Annotated in this window: 14 protein-coding genes and 3 pseudogenes; 9 read left to right on the top strand and 8 right to left on the bottom strand. The window is 32.8% G+C overall.

Annotated features, from left to right (window positions below; all coding sequences use genetic code 11):
- Positions 1 to 562: 562 nt before the first annotated feature.
- Both TERY_RS35880 and ruvA read right to left on the bottom strand, forming a co-directional pair.
- Complete coding sequence (locus tag TERY_RS35880; protein ID WP_044136247.1) at positions 563 to 769, bottom strand: reverse transcriptase N-terminal domain-containing protein; 207 nt, start codon at positions 767 to 769, stop codon at positions 563 to 565.
- Between the two features lie 597 nt (positions 770 to 1,366).
- Positions 1,367 to 1,657: pseudogene (ruvA, locus tag TERY_RS00710) on the bottom strand (Holliday junction branch migration protein RuvA); the annotation flags it as partial.
- Between the two features lie 466 nt (positions 1,658 to 2,123).
- Here ruvA and psbP point away from each other — a divergent pair.
- The 4 genes from psbP (at position 2,124) to murI (ending at position 7,909) form a co-directional block, all read left to right on the top strand.
- Positions 2,124 to 2,666 (top strand): photosystem II reaction center PsbP, encoded by a 543-nt coding sequence (gene psbP, locus TERY_RS00705; protein ID WP_011610056.1) that lies wholly within the window; start codon positions 2,124 to 2,126, stop codon positions 2,664 to 2,666.
- 690 nt (positions 2,667 to 3,356) lie between these two features.
- Entirely contained in the window at positions 3,357 to 3,971 is a 615-nt protein-coding gene (locus TERY_RS00700) for a nucleoside triphosphate pyrophosphatase (RefSeq protein WP_011610055.1), read from the top strand.
- 1,657 nt (positions 3,972 to 5,628) lie between these two features.
- Positions 5,629 to 6,198, top strand: a complete 570-nt coding sequence (locus TERY_RS00695; protein WP_011610054.1) for a peroxiredoxin — start codon at positions 5,629 to 5,631, stop codon at positions 6,196 to 6,198.
- Positions 6,199 to 7,096: 898 nt separating this feature from the next.
- Positions 7,097 to 7,909 carry a glutamate racemase gene (gene murI, locus TERY_RS00690; RefSeq protein WP_011610053.1) on the top strand — a complete coding sequence of 271 codons (813 nt, stop codon included), beginning with the start codon at positions 7,097 to 7,099 and terminating at the stop codon, positions 7,907 to 7,909.
- Positions 7,910 to 8,271: 362 nt separating this feature from the next.
- On the opposite strand, the gene TERY_RS00685 is transcribed toward murI, so the two are convergent.
- Both TERY_RS00685 and hetZ read right to left on the bottom strand, forming a co-directional pair.
- A complete protein-coding gene (locus TERY_RS00685) occupies positions 8,272 to 9,294 on the bottom strand; it encodes a hypothetical protein (protein WP_155994208.1) in 1,023 nt (340 codons plus the stop codon).
- Positions 9,284 to 10,447: a heterocyst differentiation protein HetZ gene (gene hetZ / locus TERY_RS00680; RefSeq protein ID WP_044137080.1), complete on the bottom strand. Its 1,164-nt coding sequence runs from the start codon at positions 10,445 to 10,447 to the stop codon at positions 9,284 to 9,286. The genes TERY_RS00685 and hetZ overlap by 11 nt, the downstream gene beginning before the upstream one ends.
- 97 nt (positions 10,448 to 10,544) lie before the next feature.
- Between hetZ and TERY_RS00675 the strand changes: the two genes are divergently transcribed.
- The gene (locus TERY_RS00675) at positions 10,545 to 11,024 is read left to right on the top strand and encodes a hypothetical protein (protein WP_011610050.1); all 480 of its coding nucleotides are present in this window, start codon (positions 10,545 to 10,547) and stop codon (positions 11,022 to 11,024) included.
- Between the two features lie 210 nt (positions 11,025 to 11,234).
- Here the strand turns inward: TERY_RS00675 and sds are convergent, their stop codons facing one another.
- The 3 genes from sds to TERY_RS35870 form a co-directional block, all read right to left on the bottom strand.
- On the bottom strand, positions 11,235 to 12,206 hold the full coding sequence (gene sds / locus TERY_RS00670) for a solanesyl diphosphate synthase (RefSeq protein WP_011610049.1): 972 nt from the start codon (positions 12,204 to 12,206) through the stop codon (positions 11,235 to 11,237).
- Between the two features lie 1,353 nt (positions 12,207 to 13,559).
- Positions 13,560 to 13,685 (bottom strand): hypothetical protein, encoded by a 126-nt coding sequence (locus TERY_RS35875; protein WP_370496350.1) that lies wholly within the window; start codon positions 13,683 to 13,685, stop codon positions 13,560 to 13,562.
- Positions 13,686 to 13,922: 237 nt separating this feature from the next.
- Complete coding sequence (locus TERY_RS35870) at positions 13,923 to 14,054, bottom strand: hypothetical protein (RefSeq protein ID WP_370496348.1); 132 nt, start codon at positions 14,052 to 14,054, stop codon at positions 13,923 to 13,925.
- 1,748 nt (positions 14,055 to 15,802) lie between these two features.
- On the opposite strand from TERY_RS35870, the gene TERY_RS35865 reads away from it, so the two are divergent.
- The 3 genes and pseudogenes from TERY_RS35865 to TERY_RS29575 all read left to right on the top strand — a co-directional run bounded on the left by TERY_RS35865 (position 15,803) and on the right by TERY_RS29575 (position 21,912).
- Positions 15,803 to 15,925, top strand: a complete 123-nt coding sequence (locus TERY_RS35865) for a hypothetical protein (RefSeq protein ID WP_370496346.1) — start codon at positions 15,803 to 15,805, stop codon at positions 15,923 to 15,925.
- Positions 15,926 to 17,815: 1,890 nt separating this feature from the next.
- Complete coding sequence (locus TERY_RS00665; protein ID WP_011610048.1) at positions 17,816 to 20,215, top strand: transglutaminaseTgpA domain-containing protein; 2,400 nt, start codon at positions 17,816 to 17,818, stop codon at positions 20,213 to 20,215.
- Positions 20,216 to 21,023: 808 nt separating this feature from the next.
- Positions 21,024 to 21,912: pseudogene (locus TERY_RS29575) on the top strand (IS630 family transposase).
- A 1,028-nt stretch (positions 21,913 to 22,940) separates the two neighbouring features.
- On the opposite strand, the gene TERY_RS35860 reads toward TERY_RS29575, so the two are convergent.
- The gene (locus TERY_RS35860; RefSeq protein ID WP_370497397.1) at positions 22,941 to 23,108 is read right to left on the bottom strand and encodes a hypothetical protein; all 168 of its coding nucleotides are present in this window, start codon (positions 23,106 to 23,108) and stop codon (positions 22,941 to 22,943) included.
- Between TERY_RS35860 and TERY_RS26840 the strand changes: the two are divergent.
- A pseudogene (locus TERY_RS26840) lies at positions 23,028 to 24,275 on the top strand (IS701 family transposase). The gene TERY_RS35860 and the pseudogene TERY_RS26840 sit on opposite strands and share 81 nt — an antisense overlap.
- The last annotated feature ends 351 nt before the right edge of the window (positions 24,276 to 24,626 follow it).

Genomic DNA, 24,626 nt, shown 5'->3' with positions numbered 1-24,626 from the left:
TATATATCCGCTAATTTCCTATAGTCAAATACCCCAGAATTTAAGCATTTTTTGATTAGTTATCTGTAGACTTTGCTACCATCTTTTCTAGCAGTGCATCATGATTAATTAGGCTTATACATTTGGATATATCAACATCTAACACATCATCTAACACATCTTTAGTTTTCTGCTTGACACTGTCAAAGATAGCACTAATAGCATGATGTGTTGATCGTCGTGGTTGAAAACCATGACTGTTAGGCTCGAAACCTGCTTTCCATTCTGGTGAGTTACCTAATTTTACCAGGGCTTGTAATGTATTCTCCTACATCTTTGGGGATCCTAGCTGTCCCTTTTCATCTCTTCCTAGTATTGGTATTGAGGATCTAAGGGTCGGACTTCCCTTGAAGTAATTTGATTTCAATAAGTTTACAAAGTTAAATCTTTGCTTATGAGGTAGATTTTTGATGCTATCCACAGCCACATTTTTTTCCCCAAGTCTACCTATGTTACTCACCTAAGAGCTAGTAACCCAGCATAATAACTAGAAGTCAGAAGTTTTTAGTATTTACGCATCTTGCTAATTTTGTTTGCCACGGCTGGATGCTCTGTAAATTAACTTTTGCAACTTCAATACATTCTTCTCAACCTTTTTCCAGTCTGTATCTCGCCACTTTAGGGCTAGTTTGATAGAGACTTGGGAGAGTATATCGTCTGTATCCCATGCCACACTTAAAAATAGTTTAGGATTTTCTAAATTTATTTTTAGTGTTTTAGCCTTATTCATCGCTAATTGTCACCTTACATTACGTTTAACAGTGAGTACGTCTGCTTCAATGAGCTTCTTACTCAATCCTACTCTCTCTAAGACCTACGACCATTTTGCGTAGATTGACCTTGAATGGCTTCCTAAGTTTTCGACCTATACTCTTAGGTGTCTTAGAGAAGTTTCCTTGTTCCCTTATGCCTTTATTGCGACTGATTTAGCGGGGCAAAATCTCCCGGAGGGTTCGTATTGGTTGTTGATAATTACTACTCTATATAATTATCCATAGACCCTCTGACTTTCGTCCTACATAAACTAGCTACCTTTAAAATGGTCTATTATCACGAGAGTTTAATTACCTTCCTGTTCGTCCACCTGTCAGTCTCTGCTAGAAGTCTCACTTATCTGGTAGTTAAAGCTTTGACCCCATTTAGACCAGCTTCAAGGATTGATGTTCAGTCTCTACCTTGTGGCCTACGCTGTCAACCCAACAACAAGGCGGTAGGAATCTCACCTACAAGGTCATAAGAGTTATTCACAAGTCGAGGTTGTCCTCATGTGTTGACTTGGAACGGCCATTTATATCCTAATTAAAGGTTTAGTGGCCAACAAGTCGCACAGAGTATCTAATAGAGCGATCGCTAATTGTGCCCCAATACCACTTACGCTTACTAACTGACGAAATAAGTCTCTTTCAGCTGAAGTACCAAAACCGTACAAGACCATTTGGTCTTCTCGCATTTGTTGGTGAGTAAAAACTTGCACCTGCTTCCCTTCCTGTAAACTCTGAGTTAAACGAGGTAGAACTTGTAGCTCATAACCTACTTGATTAACCTCTAAAATTACAGTCATACGAAAACCACTGCCTTTGTACACATTTGCCACTTTGCCTTTTAGATAGTTAATCATTCAAATTAATTCAAAATTATCATCAAATTATATATTAATGACAACTCTTGAAACAACAAAGTTAATATTCACAAAGTTTCAGATTATACTAGATTTACTTCAACAAATAACATTTATATAAAATTCAAATCTGTGGGGATAATTGGTATGACTATGATAATTTTTTCCTATCTTGACTAAAATTAGCGTACTTTAGTTTTTTTGATAATAAAAGGGTGATAAATCTATGGTATGGAACAAACAATAAACTTGGAAAATATATATTTTATTGCTGTACAAAAATTAATTCTATTACTAAAAGTGTTGGATTTAACTAAAACTTTAAAGATTGTTAAAATTAATTAATCTGAACAAATAGTTAAATTAATCAAGATTTAATGAGAGAATAAATTTACTGGAGTAATAGGAGTTGAATTTAACTTTAACTCAACTCCACTGCAGCTATGTAGAGTCTAGATTAAAAAAAATGTTCAAAAAAATTGTGGCCTTATGTTTAGTAGCGATCGCTCTTACACTAACAGGTTGTGTTTCTGTAGGCGGTGGACTCCAAAGCTTTGTAGATACAACAGATGGTTACGAGTTCCTCTATCCCAATGGTTGGATCGAAGTCAAAGTTTCTGATGGCCCAGATGTAGTCTTCCATGACCTAGTTGAGGCTACTGAGAATGTTAGCGTAGTTATTAGTCCCATGGTTGAAGAAAAGACTTTGAGTGATTTGGGTACTCCTACCGATGTAGGCTATAGACTTAGCAAAAATGCCATTGCACCAAAAGACTCAGGTCGGGAAGCAGAATTAGTTAACGCGGAAGCACGAGAGTATAAGACTAAAACATATTATAAATTGGAGTATGCAGTTAAACTTGCTGATGGAAGAGAACGTCATAACTTAGCAAGTGTAGCAGTTAGTCGAGGCAAGCTTTTCACCATCAATATTTCCACTACCGAAAAGCGGTGGGAAAAAGTGAATGATAAGTTTCAGCAAGTTATTAATTCTTTCTCTGTATATTAGAGACTGAATATATTAGAAAATATCAAAAAAAATATCGGGAATAGGGAGTAAGGAATAGGCAAAAATACAATTATTTGCCATTGAGTTTATTACCATAACCTTAAAAGTATAAAGGCTGGATACTCCCTAAAGGTAAATTGATTTCTATCTATAACCTTATTCCAATTTTAAGATTGAATTTATCCACAAGTATATTAATACTTAACCTATTTTACAAGCAGTCTCTTATACTATTAAAAAAAAATAATGCCACATTCTATTGAGACAGTTGGAGTAGAGAGTAGGATTTAGGAATAAGATATCTTCGCACTTTGGCAAATTGGCAAATTAATTGTTAAAAACATTGGTCTTACTCTTTTATCACTTAATAGCTTAAGCCTGAACCTTCTTCTTGCATTATTTTTGGGAATTAGCATTAAGTGGCTAGGTTAGAAAATATATTCATGTAACAAAATATAAATTACCTCTCAAATCAACTGTCTAGATGAACTTGGAGTTACTTTTAAAATTTAATTAAGAGTTAAGCAATTTTTATGCCTACCTACATCAATAGGAAGATTTAATCCAAGGAATGGATAGTAATTTTCCCAATTGAAAATAATAATAAATACCATTAAAACTATAGACTATAGTCCTAAAAAATTATTCAATTCTAATTTTGAATACTTTATGAACCCCATGCTTTAAAATATGAAAATTCCCAGCGTAATATTAGCTTCATCTTCATCAGCAAGACTTCGCTTGTTAAAAACTGTTGGTATTAACCCTATAGTTATGCCTAGTAACTTCGATGAGTCAACAATTAAATTAAAAGAACCTAGACAATTAGTAGAAACTTTAGCTCAGGCTAAAGCAGAAACAATAGCTAACTCTATAATGAAGGAAAAATTACCTGAAAAGCAATCAAATTTAATTTTAGGATGTGATTCAGTATTAGTTATTGAAGACCAGATTTATGGTAAACCTAATGATAAGCAAGAAGCGATCACTCGTTGGCAAAAAATGCGTGGTCAAGTAGGTCAGTTGTACACTGGTCATGCATTAATTGATTTATCCCAAAATAAAACTATCGTACTTTGTCGAATGACTAAAGTTCATTTCTCCCATGTTAATGACCAAGAAATAGAAGCTTATGTTGCAACTGAAGAACCTTTAAAATGTGCTGGTTGTTTTGCTATAGATGGCATTGGTGGTTTATTTATAGAAAAGATAGATGGTTGTCACACAAATGTAATAGGTTTAAGTCTACCATTGTTCAGAGTTATGCTTAATAATCTAGGATATCAAGTTAGTAATTTTTGGTAAAATCAATAAAAATAGTTAAAATTTAAAAAAAATGTTTTTTTGTCTGAGATTGAAAATAATCCAGTATATAGAAATAGAAAAATAACTTAGGATAGCGTTAAGAGAAGTAGGAATAAAATTAGGAAGATAAATGTATTTAAAAAGAGTAAAAATTACTCAAGCTCAGGTTTTTATAGCTGTGAATTTTGTGAGTAAGTAGAAAATAAATATTGAGGTAATATGTCAGAATAGGTCGGGTTAATTATGACCAAACTTTTGTGCTGAACAAAACCAAAATAAATACCTATAAAAAATGAATAGGTATTGAATAAATGTTCAGATATTTCAATAAATCAGGCCATAAATTAGAAGTAACTCAGGTAAAAATAGAACTATTAATTGCGGTCACATTATTAATAAATTTGACTTACTCTTAATACTTAAAAAAAGGAAAAGTGATTTATCAAAAAAGAGTAGCCAATTATGCAAGTTGTCTCAATAAAATCTTGAAAATATAGCTATTTTTAGACAGGTAATAGAGGTCAATATTGGTTAATTTCTGTGAAATATTTGATAAATTTGCAGAATAATTAATGACTGTTTGCCCTCAAAAACATCTAAATTATCACGACTAGGTAGAAGACCTGCACACTTTGTCATATCAGCTTTTTATTTCTGTCTGTTACCCCTACAGTTTCCCACCAAATCATCTTGAGCCCAAAACTCTTATTATTTTTTTTACCTCTGTTATTAACTTGGCTTCTTTTATCTAAAGTAAAAAATAATCTAGTTCATTTATAATATTAAATTTTTTCCAGTGAAGTAAAGATATTATTTTTACTATAAAATCTGCTATAAATGCTTTTTGAAGATATTATTTTTACTATGATATCTGCCATAACTTATTCTGAATTGGTATATTATTGTTTTTGTTGATAAAACCTTTGTACTTCAATTCTATTAACTGGCATAGTTTTACCTAACCATTGATGAAATCTCCTATATATTCAGACTAAATATACTTATTTGTGTTATTTATTTTCTTTCAAAACAATAAATTTTGCTTTCCTTTCTCCTAACTTCTAAAGTGTAAAATAACCAATTATTCAGAGAGTGATATTAGTAAGTGATGAGTGGAAAATTGTAAGTCGAGAGTCAATTGTGTTAAAATATAATATTTTTAATTTCCTTCTTAAATATACCAAATTATCTATAGTAAAGATAATAAAACCTTATTTGAAAGCACTTTCTACTGAAAAACTCGAAAATAAAATTTTTCTTTAATATCATTGACATATTCTTATTTAATAATTATTCTGATCTAGAAGGTGAAATCAATCAAAAGGTCAAAAATTAGGAAAGAAAGTATTCTAATATGGCCGATAGATTCTCACTAAATCCACAAGAGTACGAAACTATTTTATTATAGTAATCAAACTGTACCGTGAGGCACATGGGAACAGTGTAGTCAATACTTGTGTGACACTGTATCACTTGAGTCTTAATACTCAAAAGAGGTTGGGGAAGCCTTAAATTTTTCCCTTTCTTTGAGATTTTAATTACGGTGGCAAAACCAAGAATTCCCCATATCTTCAGTGTAAGGGGAGTGTCAAATCAGTAAAAGCTAATATAGATTGAATTGCTAATCTACTAAATTATCCAGAGGTAAGTTTAAGTTATGGTTATTGACAAAGTTCCTGACGTAGTATTCAAGACCCGTGTCCGTGATGAGTCAGTTGATGGGCCAAATCCTTTCCGGTGGCAAGACAAAACTACTCAAGAAATTTTTGGTGGCAAGCGTGTTGTCTTATTTGCATTACCCGGTGCTTTTACACCAACCTGCTCATCTACTCACCTACCCCGCTATGAAGAACTATACAATGAATTTAAAGGACAAGGAATAGATGAAATTATCTGTCTATCAGTAAATGATGCTTTTGTGATGTTTCAATGGGGTAAACAGCAAGGTTCTAAAAACGTATTCCTACTACCAGATGGTAATGGAGAATTCTCTCGCAAAATGGGAATGTTAGTAGAAAAGTCCAATCTAGGTTTTGGTATGCGTTCTTGGCGCTATGCAATGGTTGTGAATGACTGCACAATTGAAAAGATGTTTGTTGAGGAAGGTTTTGCTGACAACTATGGTGATGACCCATTTGAGGTATCTGATGCAGATACAGTATTAGCTTTTCTCAAAGGTCAAGAAGCACCAAAAGACAAACCAGCTAGATTAGATTTTGTGGGATAGTTGTAGTCTCTTATTTTTAGGCTGAGATAAACAATAATGTAGGTAATGAAAAATTTTCTTTCTGTTCATATAGCAATTATATTTGATTTGTTAACTGTAGTGTCAAACTCTTAAATACAAGGCTAAAGGCTTTGCAGTAAAACAATATTTTCAAATTACTCTGCTATATATTTTTAATTTTTCACATAATCCTAACAGGACTTACCTATCCTGATCATAAATTGGCTTTATTACTCTGATTATTTTTTTGCCCACAAATATGCAATTTTGTTGATAAACCTGGTTTATGTTTAAGTTATAGCTACTTGGGAATACTTTAATAAAATTCTTAAAAGCTTATTTAAGGATTGGCATTCTTGTAGTAGTCTTGGACAGGAACTAGATAAGAAAAATAAGTCTATTACCCCGATAGCTCCGCTCCCAGGAGCGGAGAGGGGATGAAAAGAGTATATGTTTTAATTATGCCCTTGGGTGTGGAAGGGGCGAAAGAGAAGGATATCAGAGAAATTTTATACTTTTTTTTGTATAAAAAAGTACGGTTTTATTTTATTGAAATTTTATTCCGGATAAAAGTCATTACTTGTCCCTTTATTAAAAACATACCTCTGTGAGGCTAATAGGGGTGTGTATAATTACTGTGAATATAGCAGAGAGGGAGAATATTAACTCACCACTAAAATTATGGTCAAAGCTTTAAAGTTCCCGAGTGTACTCTAAGTAAAATGTCTGGAGTATGTCAAACTGAGGAATTGAATTATATAGAAACAGCCAAAGTGGTTAGGAGATATGTAGCTCAAGTCAGAGGTTAAATTCGCAACACAGACTAAATTTGAGAGGCGTGAGAAGCTCTTAACTGCCCCGAGGACTGCTATAGTTGATTTATGTAAATACTCAAATAATGACTACTGAAACCAGACAAAAAAGAATAGGAATTTTTGACAGTGGGATAGGTGGCTTAACTGTTTTAAGAGAATTATATAGACAGTTACCCAAAGAATCTATTCTTTACTTTGCCGATACAGCAAGATTACCTTATGGAACAAGAACTACCGAAGAGATTTTACAATTTGTAGATGAAATTATTACATGGCTAGTCAAAAGTGGAGTAAAAATGGTGTTGATGGCTTGCAATACCAGTTCAGCTTTGGCTCTAGAAAAAGTTAAATCAAAATTTGATGTTCCTATTCTAGGATTAATTGTACCTGGAGCTAATACTGCAGTGAAACAAGGAAAGAGAATAGGTGTTATTGCGACTCCTGCAACTGCTGCTAGTAATGCATATCGTTATGCTATTTTAGAAGCAAATGCTTCTGTTCAAGTTTGGCAAGTTGGTTGTCCCTATTTCGTACCATTAATAGAGCAAAATCAGCTACATGATCCCTACACATATCAGATAGCAGAAGAATATTTAATGCCTCTAATACAGCAACAAATTGATACATTAGTTTATGGTTGCACTCACTATCCTTATTTAGAACCAATATTGCGTTCATTATTACCTAAGTCGGTGATTTTTGTAGATCCTGCAGTTTCTCTGGTTAAGGTAGTAGCTAGAGAGTTAAAAATTATGAATTTGGAAAACGATAAAACACCAAAACCAACAAAATTTGTAGTTAGTTCTTCTCCACAAAAATTTGCTGATTTATCATTACAATTGCTTGGTTACAAACCAGATGTACAAGTAATTTCTTTACCAGCTATGCTAAAGTAATTTAATGCTAGTTTCTATATAGACTTCACAGAGGCAGATTTATTCTAATTAATTCTGTTTATATAAAAGATATGCTATTAAGCCTTATAAGTTATGATTAAACGAGGTCTGGCATATCTATAAGATGGGGTATAGTATGCAAATATTAATTTAATGAATACGTTTAGCTGAACCGTTAACACCTGTGAAAATCCTGCTGCCGAGTATTACCGTCAAAGCAGGAATAAACATTAAAATCTCATAGCCAGTGACATTTTAATTAATTTTTAGAAGCATCTATTTAAGATTTTACCAGCATAGGCACAGTATATTATTATTCTTAGCCATTTGTCACTAGAATTTTGTAGCTACAAATTTAGTCATTAAAGGTCTTGAAGACAAACAGCAAATTTTAAAGGTTCTTCCCAATTTGAAAACTTAACAGTTAGCTCATATTTTTGCTCAGGTTCTGGATCAAACAATTCTACCAATAGAGTACCAGCCTCAGAACATTGAGCAGTTGTTTGAGCTTCTCCACCTTGCAGTTTTAGACTTGCTGCTTCTGGTAATTCCCCTTTACATCTCAAAGATGCAGAAGACTTATCTTCAGCAATATAATATTCAGCCTCAATATTAATCAAACCTACAGCAGTTTCCCACTGTCTTCTTACCACTGACCCGTTTAAATAACAGATCAAAGTTAAAGATGATAGAATCTCTTTAGCAGCAAGTAAAGACAACAACATTTGTTGTCTTGGAGTTGCACTATTGTAAGTTATAACTTCCAGGGAAGGCAACTCTCCATCACGGGTTTGACCCACTAAGACTAAGCTGGCTAAATGATTTAGGGACTGAGATTGGCCAGGGAACAAATTATCTACAACTTTAACCAATCTACTACCAGGTAGTAAATTGGATTGCACAATCTCTTGGCAAGACTGCAAAAGTCGAGTAAATACACTATATGTTAAAGGTATAGATAAGTTTCTCCACTTGATATTTTTCATTTGTGATGCCCAAGGAGGAATTGGGAAAACTAAATCTTTAGCTTCAACGTCTGGATAGTCAGTATCGTATCCCACTTCTTCCCAAGGAAACAGTGGTGGTTTAGATTCAATCTCAGTTTTCATCCGTTTTTGTAACAATGACTCGAAACGATTATACACAGTTAGTACTTCTCCCAGTGGCATTGGTGGACGTCCGTTGCAGTTGAGACAGCCAATTTCTTCGGAATCATCTGGATAGAGTTCGTCCAACTCTTCCTTGACTTCTGCTTCCATATTATTTATGGACTTTGGACTATCTATTACTGTTGATATTTCTGTAGAATTTGGCTTCGATAGAAGCCAATCAAAGAAATTTTTTTCAAAAATTTCCACCTGTTTGTTCGTTTCGTTATTCATCACTTGATGCCCCTGCTCCGGAACCTGAACGATTTCGTAATTCCCAGGCAAGTTCGAGTAATTTATACCACTTTTTCTTAACCTGGTTGATTTTACGACCTAAAGTTTTCGCGATCACATCATCGGAAATACCTTGTTGTTTTAATTTTAGCAAATTTTTTTGCTCTGAATCAATTTTGTGATGCAAGGCTTCCCACTCCGTAGGAGTTAAGCCTAAATTTTGTTCTAAATCTGCTTCTAACCATTGATGAACCAGTTCCCAACGATGTCCCATAGCAAATTTGAGCAAATGGTATTTAAAGCGTTGCTGTAAATAATCCCTTTCTCGGGGAGTTAGACCTAAGATAGATTCTATTTCTCCAGTTGATAAATCTTGTAAACGCAATGCAAAGTAATCTGCACAGTCTTTCTGTTCACGTTCCTCTAGATAGGCCATTAGTTCTTCAATCACAACCTGACGCAAAGAAGCAATATTATTACCTGGGTCTTGTGCAACCATTGCTTCTCGAACTTCTTGGATAGATCTATCGTTCCAAGTCTTATCTGAGTCAGTAGTTGTTCCTTCTGCTGCTTGGTCAATATCTACAAATGTTTCCTTTGGTTGTTGTTGGGAAAATGTTTGTGCCCGTAAAATAATCAATTGTTGACTACGACCACCAGATAAAGGTATACGTCTCTTTCCATAACGTTCGGTAAAGGCCATATACTCTGCAAGTTCTAACAAAGTACGGGGACGATAAGTTGCTGGTAGTTCACTTTCTCGCCGAAAAGCATTCAAAGTTTCCAGGTAAAATTGTTGTAAAAAATCTTCTATCAGATTTAATTTGGCCTGATAACTTGATTGTATTTGGGCAGGAGTGATATATCTATAAATAATAGCGCTGAAGGTGCTATGTAATTCTATTCTTCCTTCTTGAGAACGAAGCTGGTAGTAATGTATACATCGTTTCAAGCGATGTAGAGCTAAATTTTTAGCCCATTTACCCACTTCTCCCGAAGCTTGAATTCTTTTACTTTCTGTGCAAATCCTATCTACTTCGTGTGTAATACGTTCTGCCACCTCTCGGCAATTTTGCCTTGACCCACGAGTAGACTGCTGAAATTCATCTAGGAGTAGCTTTAAGATTTCTTCGCCAACTTGGCAGATTTCCCCCATCATTGTATTAATAATTAACTACTAATAAACTTTATAAGTCATCACAAATACACCTAACTTTTTAGATAATTTATGAGAATATGAAAAACACTAAATTATGTACTTAGAGCAACAAATACAAACACTTATTAAAAATGCACCCCAAGATGGTAATACACCACAAATTGTTGAGGCTATTACACCTGCTTTAAAACTGTTAGCTCAACAACTCCAGCACTTGCAATACTATATTTTGCAAACTTTGTCGCAAAATTGGGTTTTAACTACTTTAGGTCATCGCAGTAAATTGGATTTAGAAAAACGCGTTATTTATGCTTTTCCTACACTGAAAGATGCCTCATCATCTATTTCGGAAGATAATGTTGTAGCGACACCTATGCCAGTTATTCATATACTTTTTCAAATGATAGCAATTCAACCTTTAGACAGCCTTATTTTCTTTGAAAAACCTGGTGATTTAACAGTAGCTACGGAAGTTAAAAGAGAGGATGTCCAGAAAATGATAAGTATATATCTCAGACAGTATCAGGCATCCTCTAGTTCCAATCCTAGTAAAATTCCTCCAGACATTGCTTAAGATATTGAAATATTTTCCCACTCTGGATTTTGTATTATTAAAAATTCAATTACCTCAAGCAAATATATAAAAATTATAATTGGAAACGATAATTTAAAATCGGCTCAAAAAAACCCTAGTTAGTATCAATATAAATATTGTTTGTTAGCCATACACTAATTAATAGTATTCGTTCATTATTACTAACTAATTATTGGACAATAGTAAAAGCTAAGACAGGCGACTTAAAACATAGTCAGTAAGATTAATTAGAGCTTGACGAGAATCACAATCTGGTAAAGATTGTAAATGTTCAACAGCCATTTTGGCATATTTAGTAGCCAACTCTTGAGACCTTTTAATACCTCGGCTATTTTTAATCAATTGAATAGCTTCTTCTAAATCGCTATCTTGGGCTAATTCTCTTTCCAGTAGTTTTTCTAATGCAGGCTTTTCTTCCAAAGCATATAATGTGGGTGCTGTCAAGTTGCCACTTTTGAGGTCTGAACAAGCAGGTTTTCCCAGAGATTCTGTAGCACTGGTAAAGTCTAGTATATCGTCCACTATCTGGAATGCTAAACCTATATATCTTCCATAGTAGTACATATCTTGGACTATTTCTGGTGGGACATCACTAATAATAGCTGCAGCTTTAGAACTATTAGCAATTAGAGAAGATGTCTTGTAATAGCTCTTTTCTAGATAAGCTTCTATGGATAAATCAGTATTAAATCTATGTAGTCCTTGCTGAATTTCTCCTTCGGCAAGATCCATAATTACTTTTGAAAGAAGTTTCACAACTTCTAGATTATCCAGGTTGGCCAAGTACCAAGATGATTGAGCAAATAGAAAATCTCCAGCTAGTACCGCAATACGATTAGTAAATAAACTGTGAACGGTAGGGACGCCTCGACGGATTTCTGATTCGTCTACTATGTCATCGTGAACTAAGCTAGCAGTGTGGATCATTTCTGTAATTTCTGCTAAACGACGATGTTTAGGAGTAATTTCTTGCGTTAGCATGGTAGTCCGTGAAATTAATAGGACAATAGCTGGTCTTATCCGCTTTCCCTTGACGCGGAATAGGTGTTCTGCCGCCGCGTACAATATAGGGTGACGGGCACCTACCAATTGTTTTAAGTTATTCGTTAGCAGTTGAAGGTCTGCTTCTACTGGAGAGAATAGGAGAGTGGAAGTGGTCATGGATTAACCAATCAAGCTACAAGTTAACAAAATTTTACAAATTATATTCCTATTCTAAGCTAAGCATCCTTGATATAGGAAAGTTAAAAATCTTGATTCTAAAATAAAATATTTTCAAAAAAATAAGCCATATTATAAGTCAATGCCATTAGAAGTAGTAGATTGTATCTAATTATTAAGAAGTTATCAAAATACTCTGTACAAATAGCACTAATTGTGTTGGGTTAATATTAGTCCTCTTTCCGGGAATGGCGTTAAAAATTAACCAGTTTTTAGTTGCAAAGGTTAGTAATATTATTTTTTTCTGACCTCCCTTTGGATCAAAGCTTTTTGAGTGGCTCAATAAGTATATTAATTTATACAATTAAACATTAATGCAGGATGGTAGAAATAACTAATCAGTAACAAAATCTTTAAAGGTTGACCCATCAAGACTTTTAACTTTTTACTAACCGTTTCTCTAGTTCTCAAATCTAAAATTTAATAAATTATCTCAAATTTAGTATAAGAAAAAAGTTCAGATATGTAAGCAAAAATTTATCAATACAAAACAACTGATTTTAAATATAAACAACGAGTTTATTAGGATTTGAGTGAGTAAATTGGGAATTTTTAGCTAACTTCATTAGACATTTCCAAAAATTGGCAAAGTCTTTCTGTCGATTTATTTGAGTTTCGTGATAATTTTCCAACTTTTTTAAATCATTGTACCCTATTATACAGCGGTTTTTATCTGAATAAACTATTTTTCTAAAAATTTATGCTACGATTTTAGTAATTTGAGCGATCGCTTCTTATATAATTCAATATAATTGTTCCTGAAGAAAGAGCTTGATGAAGGCAGAGAAACTCTTTGAATTTTGACTAACATAGTTTAGTTCGATGGATCAAAAATCAGGTGAGTACCCAGGGTGTGAACATTAACTTGGCTCCTGTTAAAGAAATTAACCCTTGAATTATAGAACCTTTGTATAAACTTAAATTATCTATTAGTACCATTACCCTGGGCCTAAGTAGAGTTACTAAAATCTACTTTATATATGCTTCAAATACATTTTTATTTGTACTACCAATTACTGTCATTTATTTATAGGGGTATTGCTAACTAGTCTCTCTTCTATCTTCCCTCGATCATAAAGACCAGTGATTCGTTCTTAACTCCTAATTCGTCAACAAAAACCAAATTATTTATATCTACATAAATCTAGCCAGCTATTTTCGATACACAAGTGCATTGCATGTTTAATATCTTCTTTGTGTTGGTCAACAAGCATAAAGACTTTTTTTCTACTTATATTGACTTTTTTTGATTCGATACATCGTTGATACACTCACTTTCACTCTAGTTCTAATTTATAAAGATTCACATAATTTACAAAGTAAAATATAAGGTTTTTGTTCGATTTGCTGCTGAATTAAAGAATTAACATGGCCATCCATTTGAATCTTTGGTATTTCTCTATGTTGCTTTGGATTCACAGTTCAATTGGGTTATATAATGCCGTAATAAATCAAAGACAAAAGCCAAACTAACTTGAAATCTTTGCACTATGTGACGTTGAGAACCTTCTTAATTTTGAATTTGCTCATATCACACGAATATAGATGGGAGAATGAGTATGTTTTGGCCATTTTTTTTGTTCGGTGATCGCTCTAGATAGCTATTTTTTCTTTAATTACCAGAACTTACACAAAGACACTATGTATATTGCATGATCAAAAAGGCACAATATTTAAACTCTGTTTTGGGCGATCGCTCTTCCATTCCGATCGCCCAAATATTAATAAAAAACTCCAGTTAAGTCCATAAGCAAAGTTAATTAAATATTCTGTTTTGTGTTTGATCAAGAGCCAGTATTTTTATGATCTTTTAAAGTCAGCTTTTTCAGTATTCAGTTCTATCCTAATTTAATCCATTTTATCTTTTTCCAAAAAGTTAATTATCATTTAAGAAATAATTAAATTAGAATTTTTTAAGAATTAATTTTACACTTTCTTCTGGTTGTGTTGCACAGCGGATCCCCATGGTGAAAAATGACAGTTGAGTACTCTACATATAGCCTAATTGCTTAAGTCCTGATGATTTTTTTGTTGAGTATGATGTATAGCCATACTTGAGAAAATTGGTATCAACTAACTATCTTTAGATATAGGAAAGTTGGAAATCTTGATGGTCACATGAAATTGTTTTTTAAAAAACAAACAAATAAGACTTGCTCATTCTATAAGGAAACACGGTTTATTGTCTTGATTATTTTATTGTTTTATTCGTTCTCATCTGAATTTAGATCAACTCAGTTTTTACTTAAGCGGTAACAAAAATATAGGTTGATGTTAGTATTATTAGTAGTAAATTGTATCTAACTGTTAAGCTAATCTCAAAATAATCTATACAAATAGCATTAACTGTGCTATAATTTTAATTAATCCAAAATAGCAATTTCATTTGATTCACGTCAAAAACTTAGTTGCTTTTAGGTAAAAGATATGTGTGGAAGAGGCAACAGGAAAGAAGGTTTGCCTCATGTTCTTACAGTTAATAAATAACTTACTCTTATTTGATATATCATTTGAAAATGTTATAGCTTTAATAAATCAAGATAGAAAAAAGATACTGATTGAACCTTGAATTAAAAAAAAGTAAATAGGTTTTTCAGTCTCTAATAGTGAGAACTTAGTCATTATTGTGAAAAGTATTTAAGAACCTCTGAAATGAATACATAGAATTTAGGAATGATAATGATTTTGTTAAAATTTGATGTTTAATCGTATGAATCAGCTATTAAGTTGTATGATTATAAGTAAATCAGTTAAATACTGCATGATATGAACGAGATATATATGCAGACAACTTAAATTATTAACCATTTGAATTGGCTATTTTAACAACAACTAGTTCAAGTTAAAGTTTTGTACAGTAATAATTTTGCAGTTTTGGTAAAATTTACAATACGATACGTCGTTTAAATTATTAACAACTTAATAGCAGAAGTAGATTTAAATTACCTTCCCAAGCACTGAGAATATTCAGTATGAAAACTTTTGATCAGGCTAGTATATTTAGATTAATATCTAATCAAAACCAGGAAGATATTTGCTATTAACAACTATTAAATTAATATTGATTAATAGCTTTGAATCATAAATCTATCTAAAAAAAAATACTTAATTTTGCAGGTATTTTTTATCAAATCAAGTAATATTTATTAGGGCAAAATCTAGTAATCCAGGGCGACATTTATTTAAATGCCTCCATCTTTAATAATATTTTTTTTAGTAGTAATAGGTAATTGCTGATAGCTTAATATATCAATTACAGAGACTACTCAAGTAGAGTATAACTCAACAAAACTTCAAAAAATACATAACATTGTAGAAATAAATAAAAAAAAATCTACAAGCTTTAACTGATATTTAGCAACAAAACATGTAAGTAAAACATAAGAGTTAAAAAAATTATCAACAAATTTATTTGACTCTAAAAATTAAGTAAAAATAACTTCTGTATTTAGAATTAATTTAATTAATATCTAACATAAGTTATATTAGTTACTTCTTTATTTAAAGCAAAACGCTCCTCACAATTTGGTAAAACTATGAACTACAATCATACTCCTGTAATAATTCCTATTCTGGCAACTGGTTATATATTTACCGTGTATTTACTTTTAGTATTAGCTCAACGAGCTGAAAAAATTACAAGAAATAAAACTTGGTAAGAAGATATTGTCAATTCCCATACTAATTTGCATTATATAACACAGCAGATATTGATAGATATGTATTAATAAATTATCAACTTATCTGCTTTAAAATTGTATGGCTAAATATAGCTAACCTTAAAAATGAATATCAATAATTAATCATATCGACTTTTTTTGATGATATCTTTTTTTTTGATGATATCTTTGTAGTTGAATTAATCGTTCAATAACTAATCTTTTTTGTATTTATACTGTGATCATAGCACGACCTTTATTTTTTAGATATCTATTCCATAGAATAATTCATTACCCTTAATTTAAAAATTAATAAAACAAAATGTTTAATTATATAGTTATACATTTATATAATTGATTTAAACATTCCATTAGCAATATTCTCTTTCACTGAATAGCAGACCAATTCAATATATAATGAAAAAAAGACATTCCTTAGATATTGTAAATAAGGAATAATTAATAATAATAATAATAAATAAGTGCTTTATCATACCATAAAAAATATATAGAAAGTCAATGAAAATTCAATTAACTAATAATGTTAACTACCTAAACAAAATTAACTGTATATTCAGTTTCAAAATTGGTAATAATTTTTTTCACAGCTTCCAGGAGATTAGAGTAGATATAATAAGCCTTAGTTTCTAACCATTAATATTTATAAAATTCTAAAAAAATTTCTATTATATTTAAGTGGTGCAAGGAAGTCTGTACAAAAAGAGGCTTTAAGCAAGGCAATAAGTATACTTCCTGACTACAAAAAAGAAGGTAGTGCAGAGCACGAGGTCTGGGATGAGTTAGTTAGTTGTCCCACTCCAGGGTGTGCCGCTCATCCTATCCTTTTTACCGCTGTATTGTCTTTACGAGTATAGATCTAAATCCAATTGAAGTAAGCGTGAGCCAACCTAAACGTTAGCTGCATGACAATTTGTCAGTTCGCTCTTTATGCTGGGTTTGGTATTGACCAATGATGTACTTTAATTCTGGGGGGTATGAACGAGTCTTACCCTATCCAATTACCTGTATCCCATTGTTTACAGCTAGTTTTTCCTTATGTATTGAAATGAAAATTAATTTTAATAAACTAGTCAATATATTTATTTATTCACTTCACTTAAAATTAATCCGCTGGATGAAGCTTGAAGCATGACTATCAAACAGTTATCTTCTGCCAATTTATTCATGTGACAATGTTTTTGTTTTTTTGAACAAATGACTACAATTCATTACTGGTAACCTGTGAGGTTTTAAGATTTTTTACATGGCCAGTCTTGACATTTGTCTTTTTTTAGAGCGCGCCTTGACTAAACTGACTGCTGTATTATAAACCAGATTCACTTTTCGACGAATTCCTCTTAAACTACTACCTTCAACATGAGCCTCTAAAACCATGGGATTTTCTCATGACCAATTTTTCGCCGATAATAGAGAGTGTTAAAGTATCGGTGAAAGTTTGTAGACATTCAGGACAATAATATCGTTGAGAAAATTACTAGTCTTTCCATGTTTATAAGTTTTCTGATGGCAACACAGAAGGCAATTCTAGAATAATTAAGAGTATTTAGGGATAATAATAATCTTATCATTCTCACAATTTCTTGATGCATTACCAAAAATAATTTTAGGCGATTATAAACTTTGTATTATCAAGCTAAGGCTAGTTGAAAATTATACTATTTTCTTCTATATTCTAGCTATAGGTTAAATGGATAAAATCACTATCTACTAATTGATTTAGCTAGTTTATTATTGGCTAAAATTCGGGTTTCATAGAGATTTACTAGAGTTAAATTATCAGTTTTCTAGTATATTAGACTCTTATTTTTTAGTAATAGTGAATGATCTTAATCAAAAACTAATATTCCCTCAGTTTCTACCAATAAAATTATGTCTAATTATTTTTCTGGATGGAAAGTGCGAAATCTACCTATATTAGGACTTCTGTGGAAACAAGTACAAGCAGCACCTAAACCTATTGCTGAAGATTCTATTCTATTACGAGTAATGGTACAGGCATTGGTAATAGTAGGTATTATAGCAATTGACGTGGCTGCTGGGGTAGCAACAGATGAACTACCTTTAACTGTTTGGGCAGGACCACTAAGTATTATAGGAGCAATTTGGAGTTGGTATAATCGCTACAAAAGAAATGTGCTAGCTAAATTCTGCTTGGCGATCGGAATGTTATTAATTTTTGCTGCTTTTTTGAGTAGATTATTTGGTGAGCTAAATGATACACGACTGGTATTGGCTGAATTATTAATTCAACTTCAAGTCTTACATAGCTTCGATCTACCTAGGCGAAAAGACTTAGGTTATTCAATGGTTATAGGGCTAATTTTGTTGGGGGTTGCAGGCACTATTAGCCAAACTTTAACTTATGGACCTGTATTAATAGTGTTTACTATATTTGCTATTCCTTGTCTTGTTTTAGATTACCGTTCTAGGTTAGGTTTGTACTCAAGATTGTCCAGTAATAAATTAGAGCTTCGAAGGCAAAAACAGCAAAAAAAAATATCTCTGTTAAATGCTACTTTGTCTCCCAAGCGATTAACAATATTATTGTTAGTAATTCTTGGTTTGGGCATGACAATTTTTGCTTTTTTACCAAGGTTACCTGGATATCAAATACGAACTTTTCCTGTGAGCAGTACGATTAATTTTGATTTAGAAAATTTCGATGGGCGAACAATTACAAATCCTGGTTATATTAGTCAAGGTAGGGGAAATAGAGATGGTTCTGGAAATAGTAATGGAACTAACCAAGAATCAGGTCCTGGAAGTTTAAATGATACTTATTATTACGGGTTTAATACTAAAATTAACCAAAATTTGCGTGGGCAATTAGTGCCTCAAGTTGTGATGCGAGTTAGGTCGCAAGCTGAAGGTTTTTGGAGAGTTTTAGCATTTGATAAATATACTGGTGAAGGTTGGGAAATTTCTCGAAATGATAAGACTATTACTTTAGATCGTAGCAGTTTTTCTTATCAATTTTCTGTGGGTTTACAGAGAAAGAATTATAAAAATGAAACTAAAGAAGTCATTCAAAATTATACAGTAGTTTCTCCGCTACCAAATTTAATTCCAGCTTTATATCAGGCCAAAGAAGTATATTTTCCTACTAAAAAAGTAGCCATTGACCTTGATGGAAATTTACGTTCTCCTCTTGAACTTAGAGAAGGTTTAACCTATACAGTAATTTCTAATGTTCCTTATCGAAATCGTAGTATTTTGAGTCAAGCGGGAACAAATTATCCAGAAAGTATTAGTGAATATTATTTACAGATTCCTTCTGAAATACTAGAAAAAGTCAGACAAAAAACAGAAGATATTTTAGCAAATAAAAATAAAGTTGCTCAAGAAATTAAACCTATTATTTCTCCTTACGAAAAAGCTCTTTATTTAGCTCAATACCTTAAGCAAAACCCAAATTATAAACTTCAAAAAGCACCACCATTTTTAGCAGAAGATGAAGATTTAGTCTCAGCTTTTTTATTTGGTTACCAAAATAGCCGGGAAGGGGAAAAAATTACGGGTGGTTATGGCGATCATTTTTCTACTGTTTTGACAATAATGTTACGTTCTATTGGAATTCCTGCGAGATTAGTTGCCGGTTATGCTCCTGGTGAATTTAATCCTTTTACTGGTTTATATGTGGTCAAAAATACAGATGCCTATATGATGACGGAGGTATATTTTCCGGGGTATGGGTGGTTTGCTTTTAATCCTATTCCGGGAATGCCATTAATTCCTCCTTCCATTGAAAAAAATCAAAGTTTTACTGGGTTAATGGTTTTTTGGAAGTGGGTAGCTGGTTGGTTACCTTCTCCTGTAACTGGTTTTTTGGAGAGGTTTATTGGTGGAATATTCCTTTGGATATTGGGAGTTATTGCTTGGTTTTTTGCTTTATTTTCTCAAGGTTGGCAAGGCATATTTACTGGTTTAATATTATTTACTGCTTTAGGTTTTTTGGGTTGGTTATTATATATTTTTTGGCAAAAATGGCATTATGGTCGTTGGTTAGGAAGGTTATATCCTATGGAGAGTATCTATCAACAAATGTTGAATTTGATGGCGAGTAAGGGATTAGTTAAACATGGTTTTCAGACCCCTTTTGAATATACTAAGGCTATTAAGGGATATAACTCTAGGAATGAAGCAGAAATAATAGAAGAAATTTCGCAAGCTTATGTAGAATGGCGTTATGGTGGTAAGGAGGTTAATTTGAATAGATTAAAAGGTTTACTGCGGAATTTAAAGAGTAGTATCAGGCGGAAATTAAATTAACAGTTAGGAATAAAGAAGTCAATAAGGTGAATTACAAAGTGATTCTTTTTTGATTTGTTAATAAATAAGTTTATGGGCTGCACAGCAGAAGTTATATCAAGATGACTAGCTGAACCAATATAGCAATTCCTACACTGTTGAGGTAGAAAATTTATTTGTTTTAGTAGGGGAGCTGAATGCAAAGTTACTTAAAACTAGTAAACAAGGAAAACAGGATATAGAAAAGAAGAAAAAAACGCTACCTTAGTAACTTGAGCAACGCCATATAGAATCTTTATATATTATCAGTTTAAGTTGTAGCTTACCTTGAAAAACATACAAAAAAGTTACGAAATTAATATTCTCCCACTTAGGTTAGGATTTTCCCTTACCTGAGTGGAAAAATACAAAAAAATTAATATTATGCAATTGCTGCGTACTCATTTCCCTTATTAATAGACTTTTTTAGCAAATCCTAATTAATGAATTAAAACTAATATAAACTGTGGAACTTTTGAGGTAAAAAATTGTCAAAGTTGTTATAGCATTACGCATTCAAGTTAGGACATATAATTAGAATGGCGATCGCTAAATGGGAAGGGGGATAATTATTAAAATAGCCCAAATCCTTCAATGCTCCAACTATCTACTATGCCTGAATTTCCCCCTAATAAAAATAACACAATGCCCAAGCCAAAGTAGTTGAGCGCGATTTTTCAACTACCGGTTACTGGGTAGAATAGATGGGCTTTTAAGGCCGATATAGCACTACGCATTCGGGTTAGGACAAGTTAAAATGGTATTAGCTAATTTATTTTAAGATTGTTTCATGCCTGCACCATATAGTTATGAATTACGACAGAAGGCAATCGCTTCTGTAGAAAGAAGAGAGAAAAAAAAGTATTATTTGTCGGCTTTTTCACATTAGCAGAAATACCCTTTATTTATGGTTAAAAAGGAAAAAGGAAACTGGAGATTTGGAGGCTATTAATAATGAATCAGAGGGCAAACAACTAAAAATTAAGGATTAGGATAAATTTGAACAATTTGTTTTGAGGCATAATCACAAAACTCAAATTCAAATAGCAGAGTTATGGGGAGATAATTTGACACAACAAAATGTATCAAAAGCTTGTCAAAAATTAATTGGGTATAACTAGAAAAAAAACTTACGGTTATGAAGAAAGAAATGAAGTGGAAAGACAAAAATTTATGGAAAAACTATTAACAGTAGATCAAAAAAAACTGGTTTATGTAGATGAAGCAGGTTTTGATAATTGTACTGGTTTATGGTTATGGTTATAGTCCAAAAGGGGAAAGATGCTATGAATTAAAATCAGGAAAAAGAGCAGAGAGATTCAGTTGGACGCTTCCCTTTACGAGAGAAAAAAATCTTGTCTCCATTAACTTTTGAAGGTGGATATAATCGATACTTATTTGAAAAATAATTATAATAATGCTTAATACCACAGTTAGAAAAAGGAGATGTAATAATAATAGATAATGCTAGTTTTCATAAAGGTGAAAATATTAGACAGATAGTGGAAAGTGACGGATGTGAAATATGGTACTTGCCAACCTATTCATCCGATTTAAACAACATAGAAAATTGGTGGGCAGTATTGAAGACATGGATCAAACAAAGAAAAAACGAATTTGAAAATATTAGAGATTGCGTTGATGGAGCATTTAAGAATTGTCCTAACGTTTTTCCATAGCTGAACTTCCTTCCATACAAATGTACTATATCGGCCTTAAAAGCCCATTTATTCTACCCAGTAACTGGTAGTTGAAAAAATCGCGCTCAACTACTTTGGCTTGGGCATTGTGTTATTTTTCTTAGGGGGAAGTTCAGGTATAGTAGATAGTTGGAGCATTGAAGGATTTGGACTATTTTAATAATTATCCCCCTTCCCATTTAGCGATCGCCATTTTAATTATATGTCCTAACTTGTTATATTTCCTAACTTGAATGCGTAGTGCTATACTACTTCATTTTCTCCAGGTAAACTTATCAAAAAACATGGGTATCAAAACTATATTTGTAGATTAACAGAGAGAGGTGAAGAGAAAAGATAAAAGACGACGATCGCTCAAATTTTTTAATTGATTTACATAAATGTTCTAAGATTCATATACTTGAATAATAAATCAATGCAGATTGTTGGTGTGGGTGAGCGAAGCACACTACCAACAAGAATGATTATCCCGTATCACAAAATCAGTCAATTCTTCACCCTCACTTATATTCTTTAAACCCTTATCCAACAATGCTTTTGAGTGGCTTTTAACTCGGTGAGGTACGGACGCTCTTATACAATGTCCCTACCTACTTCTCTTCCTAGAAGGGGTCAGGGGTAAGTGCCCTGCTCCCCTACCCAAGTAAAGTGTAACAAACATTTATTAAATTAGTAGATCGTGACGTCATCACATTCTCACCCCCCAAAATACCAAATATTGGCTTTGTTAGTTTGAGTGCGACTCATGGAGGTTTAATTCCTTCCCTCTCAGCTAGGGAGTGACTTAATAGCTCAGGTTTAATGAATTAACAAATATTACTCTTGGTGCATGGGGTAAAAGCTGATAAGCCTTAAGGACTGAGGACGATGCTGCAACAGAAGTAAGTATTAGTGAAGAAGATGAATTTTGTTAAAGGTTTCCTAGGTCATGCTAAGCAAACATCAACCACTATCAGGTTAATTAATGGGACTTATACAACTTAACTGGCCAAATTAGACTATAATGTTTAGTCTACAATAATTTTACGTTGAAGCGATAGACTTCCAGTCCGCTTCGCGATCGCTCTTCTATGAAATAAACGACCCCTACTGCAATGCCCCCTTGCTTTGAAAGGTAGTGTAAACAGTTTGATGATTGTTGGAAAAACCCACCCCAAAAAACAGGATTCCGTCACTATCTGGTTGGATTACTAGGGGAAAGCAAAAGGAAAAACATACCCCAAATGGCCAATAACTCTATTAGAGTAGTATATAATCGGCTACATCATTTCATCGCAGATTCTCATAATCGAGCCAACTCAAATCAATCAACGTCGCCTAGAAATAATCAACAAACGTTCTCAAACTAAATTCAAGAAAGGATGTAGTTTAATTTTAGATGATTCGGAACACCGAAAAAGGGGAATTTTACATCGGTCGTAGGCCGACAATATAATATATTGGAGAAATCGGTAAAACAGATAAGGTCATAGTAACTGTAACAACTCATTATTATGATGGAAAAAAAAGTTTCCCTTTAGATATTAAATTATATCAACATTCAAGTTCTTTAGCAAAAGGAAAAGATGACGAATTCTTTGATAAAAAACTAGATATAGGAATAGAGCTAATAGACCGCAGTATTAGCCGAGTTATGAGTCCCGGAATAGTTTTAATTAATGGTGGTTATGGCAAGAATACAACACTCCTGAACAAACTCAAAGAAAGAGAATTAAAATACTTAGGAAAAACGCAAAAAACCGAAAAATAATAGTTAAACTAAAATTCCTTGATGAAATATAAATTATAATATAAGAATTAGCTAAAATTTTGCCATCATAGAAATTTGAGCCAGTTATCTTAAGTTTAGAAAAACCAAAAAAAGTTTGGGTAACGACATTTACAACATCAAATTCAAGCCTTTTTAAAGAAAGAAAATTTGCTATCGTTATGAATGCTATTTCTATAGAATATGCCACATAAATTGATTATTTTATTACCAATGTTGAGCCATTAAAAGTGACATCTGAATGGATAGTCAATAGTTACTCCCTCCAGAAATTGGATAGAGGTTTTTTATTGAGAAGTGCTCATGATGCTTATGGTTAAGAGAATATCAAGTAAGAGATAAATGGAGTCTAGAACGCCATTTTATCCTGGTATTTTGTGCTTATACTTTTATCATTTGCCATCAACTAACTGGAGGATTACAAAGGCGATGGGCAAATAAACCTTTAAAGACGTTTACTGATGCTTTGGAAGCTTTTCGTACAGCTATATCTTTCCGTTTTTTTAATTGGTTGACTAATAACCGTGACGTATTTGCCTCTCACAGAGAGAGTTTGGGTTATATTTGGGCTTAAAAGTTGTGTAAGTTCCATTAATTGTTCTTGTATCTCCTGTGACCAAAATGGTGTAGATGACGCCCCTTTAGGTCTTCAACCACTTAAAGGGCTAGCGGGCAAATCAAAGGATGACTTAGGACCTCTAAAGCTCACAAGAAATGAGTTATGGGAACGAAGTCACCCCCTGTGGGACTATCATATGACCACCGATGAGCAAAGTCGAGAGCTGAAAGTATTAAAGGGGCTGCTTCGACTCCCATGTATGTATCGTTTATTATTGCAATACGTCTCTTAGTATCACCTAGCCCCTAGGTAGATGCGATAACATTGAATGACATTATCACTCATCTGAGTCATCCCGTTGTGGGT

Source organism: Trichodesmium erythraeum IMS101 (genome assembly GCF_000014265.1).
Taxonomy (GTDB): domain Bacteria; phylum Cyanobacteriota; class Cyanobacteriia; order Cyanobacteriales; family Microcoleaceae; genus Trichodesmium; species Trichodesmium erythraeum.
The sequence above is the reverse complement of the archived record's forward strand: the minus strand, read 5'-3'. Positions and strand labels throughout refer to the sequence as shown.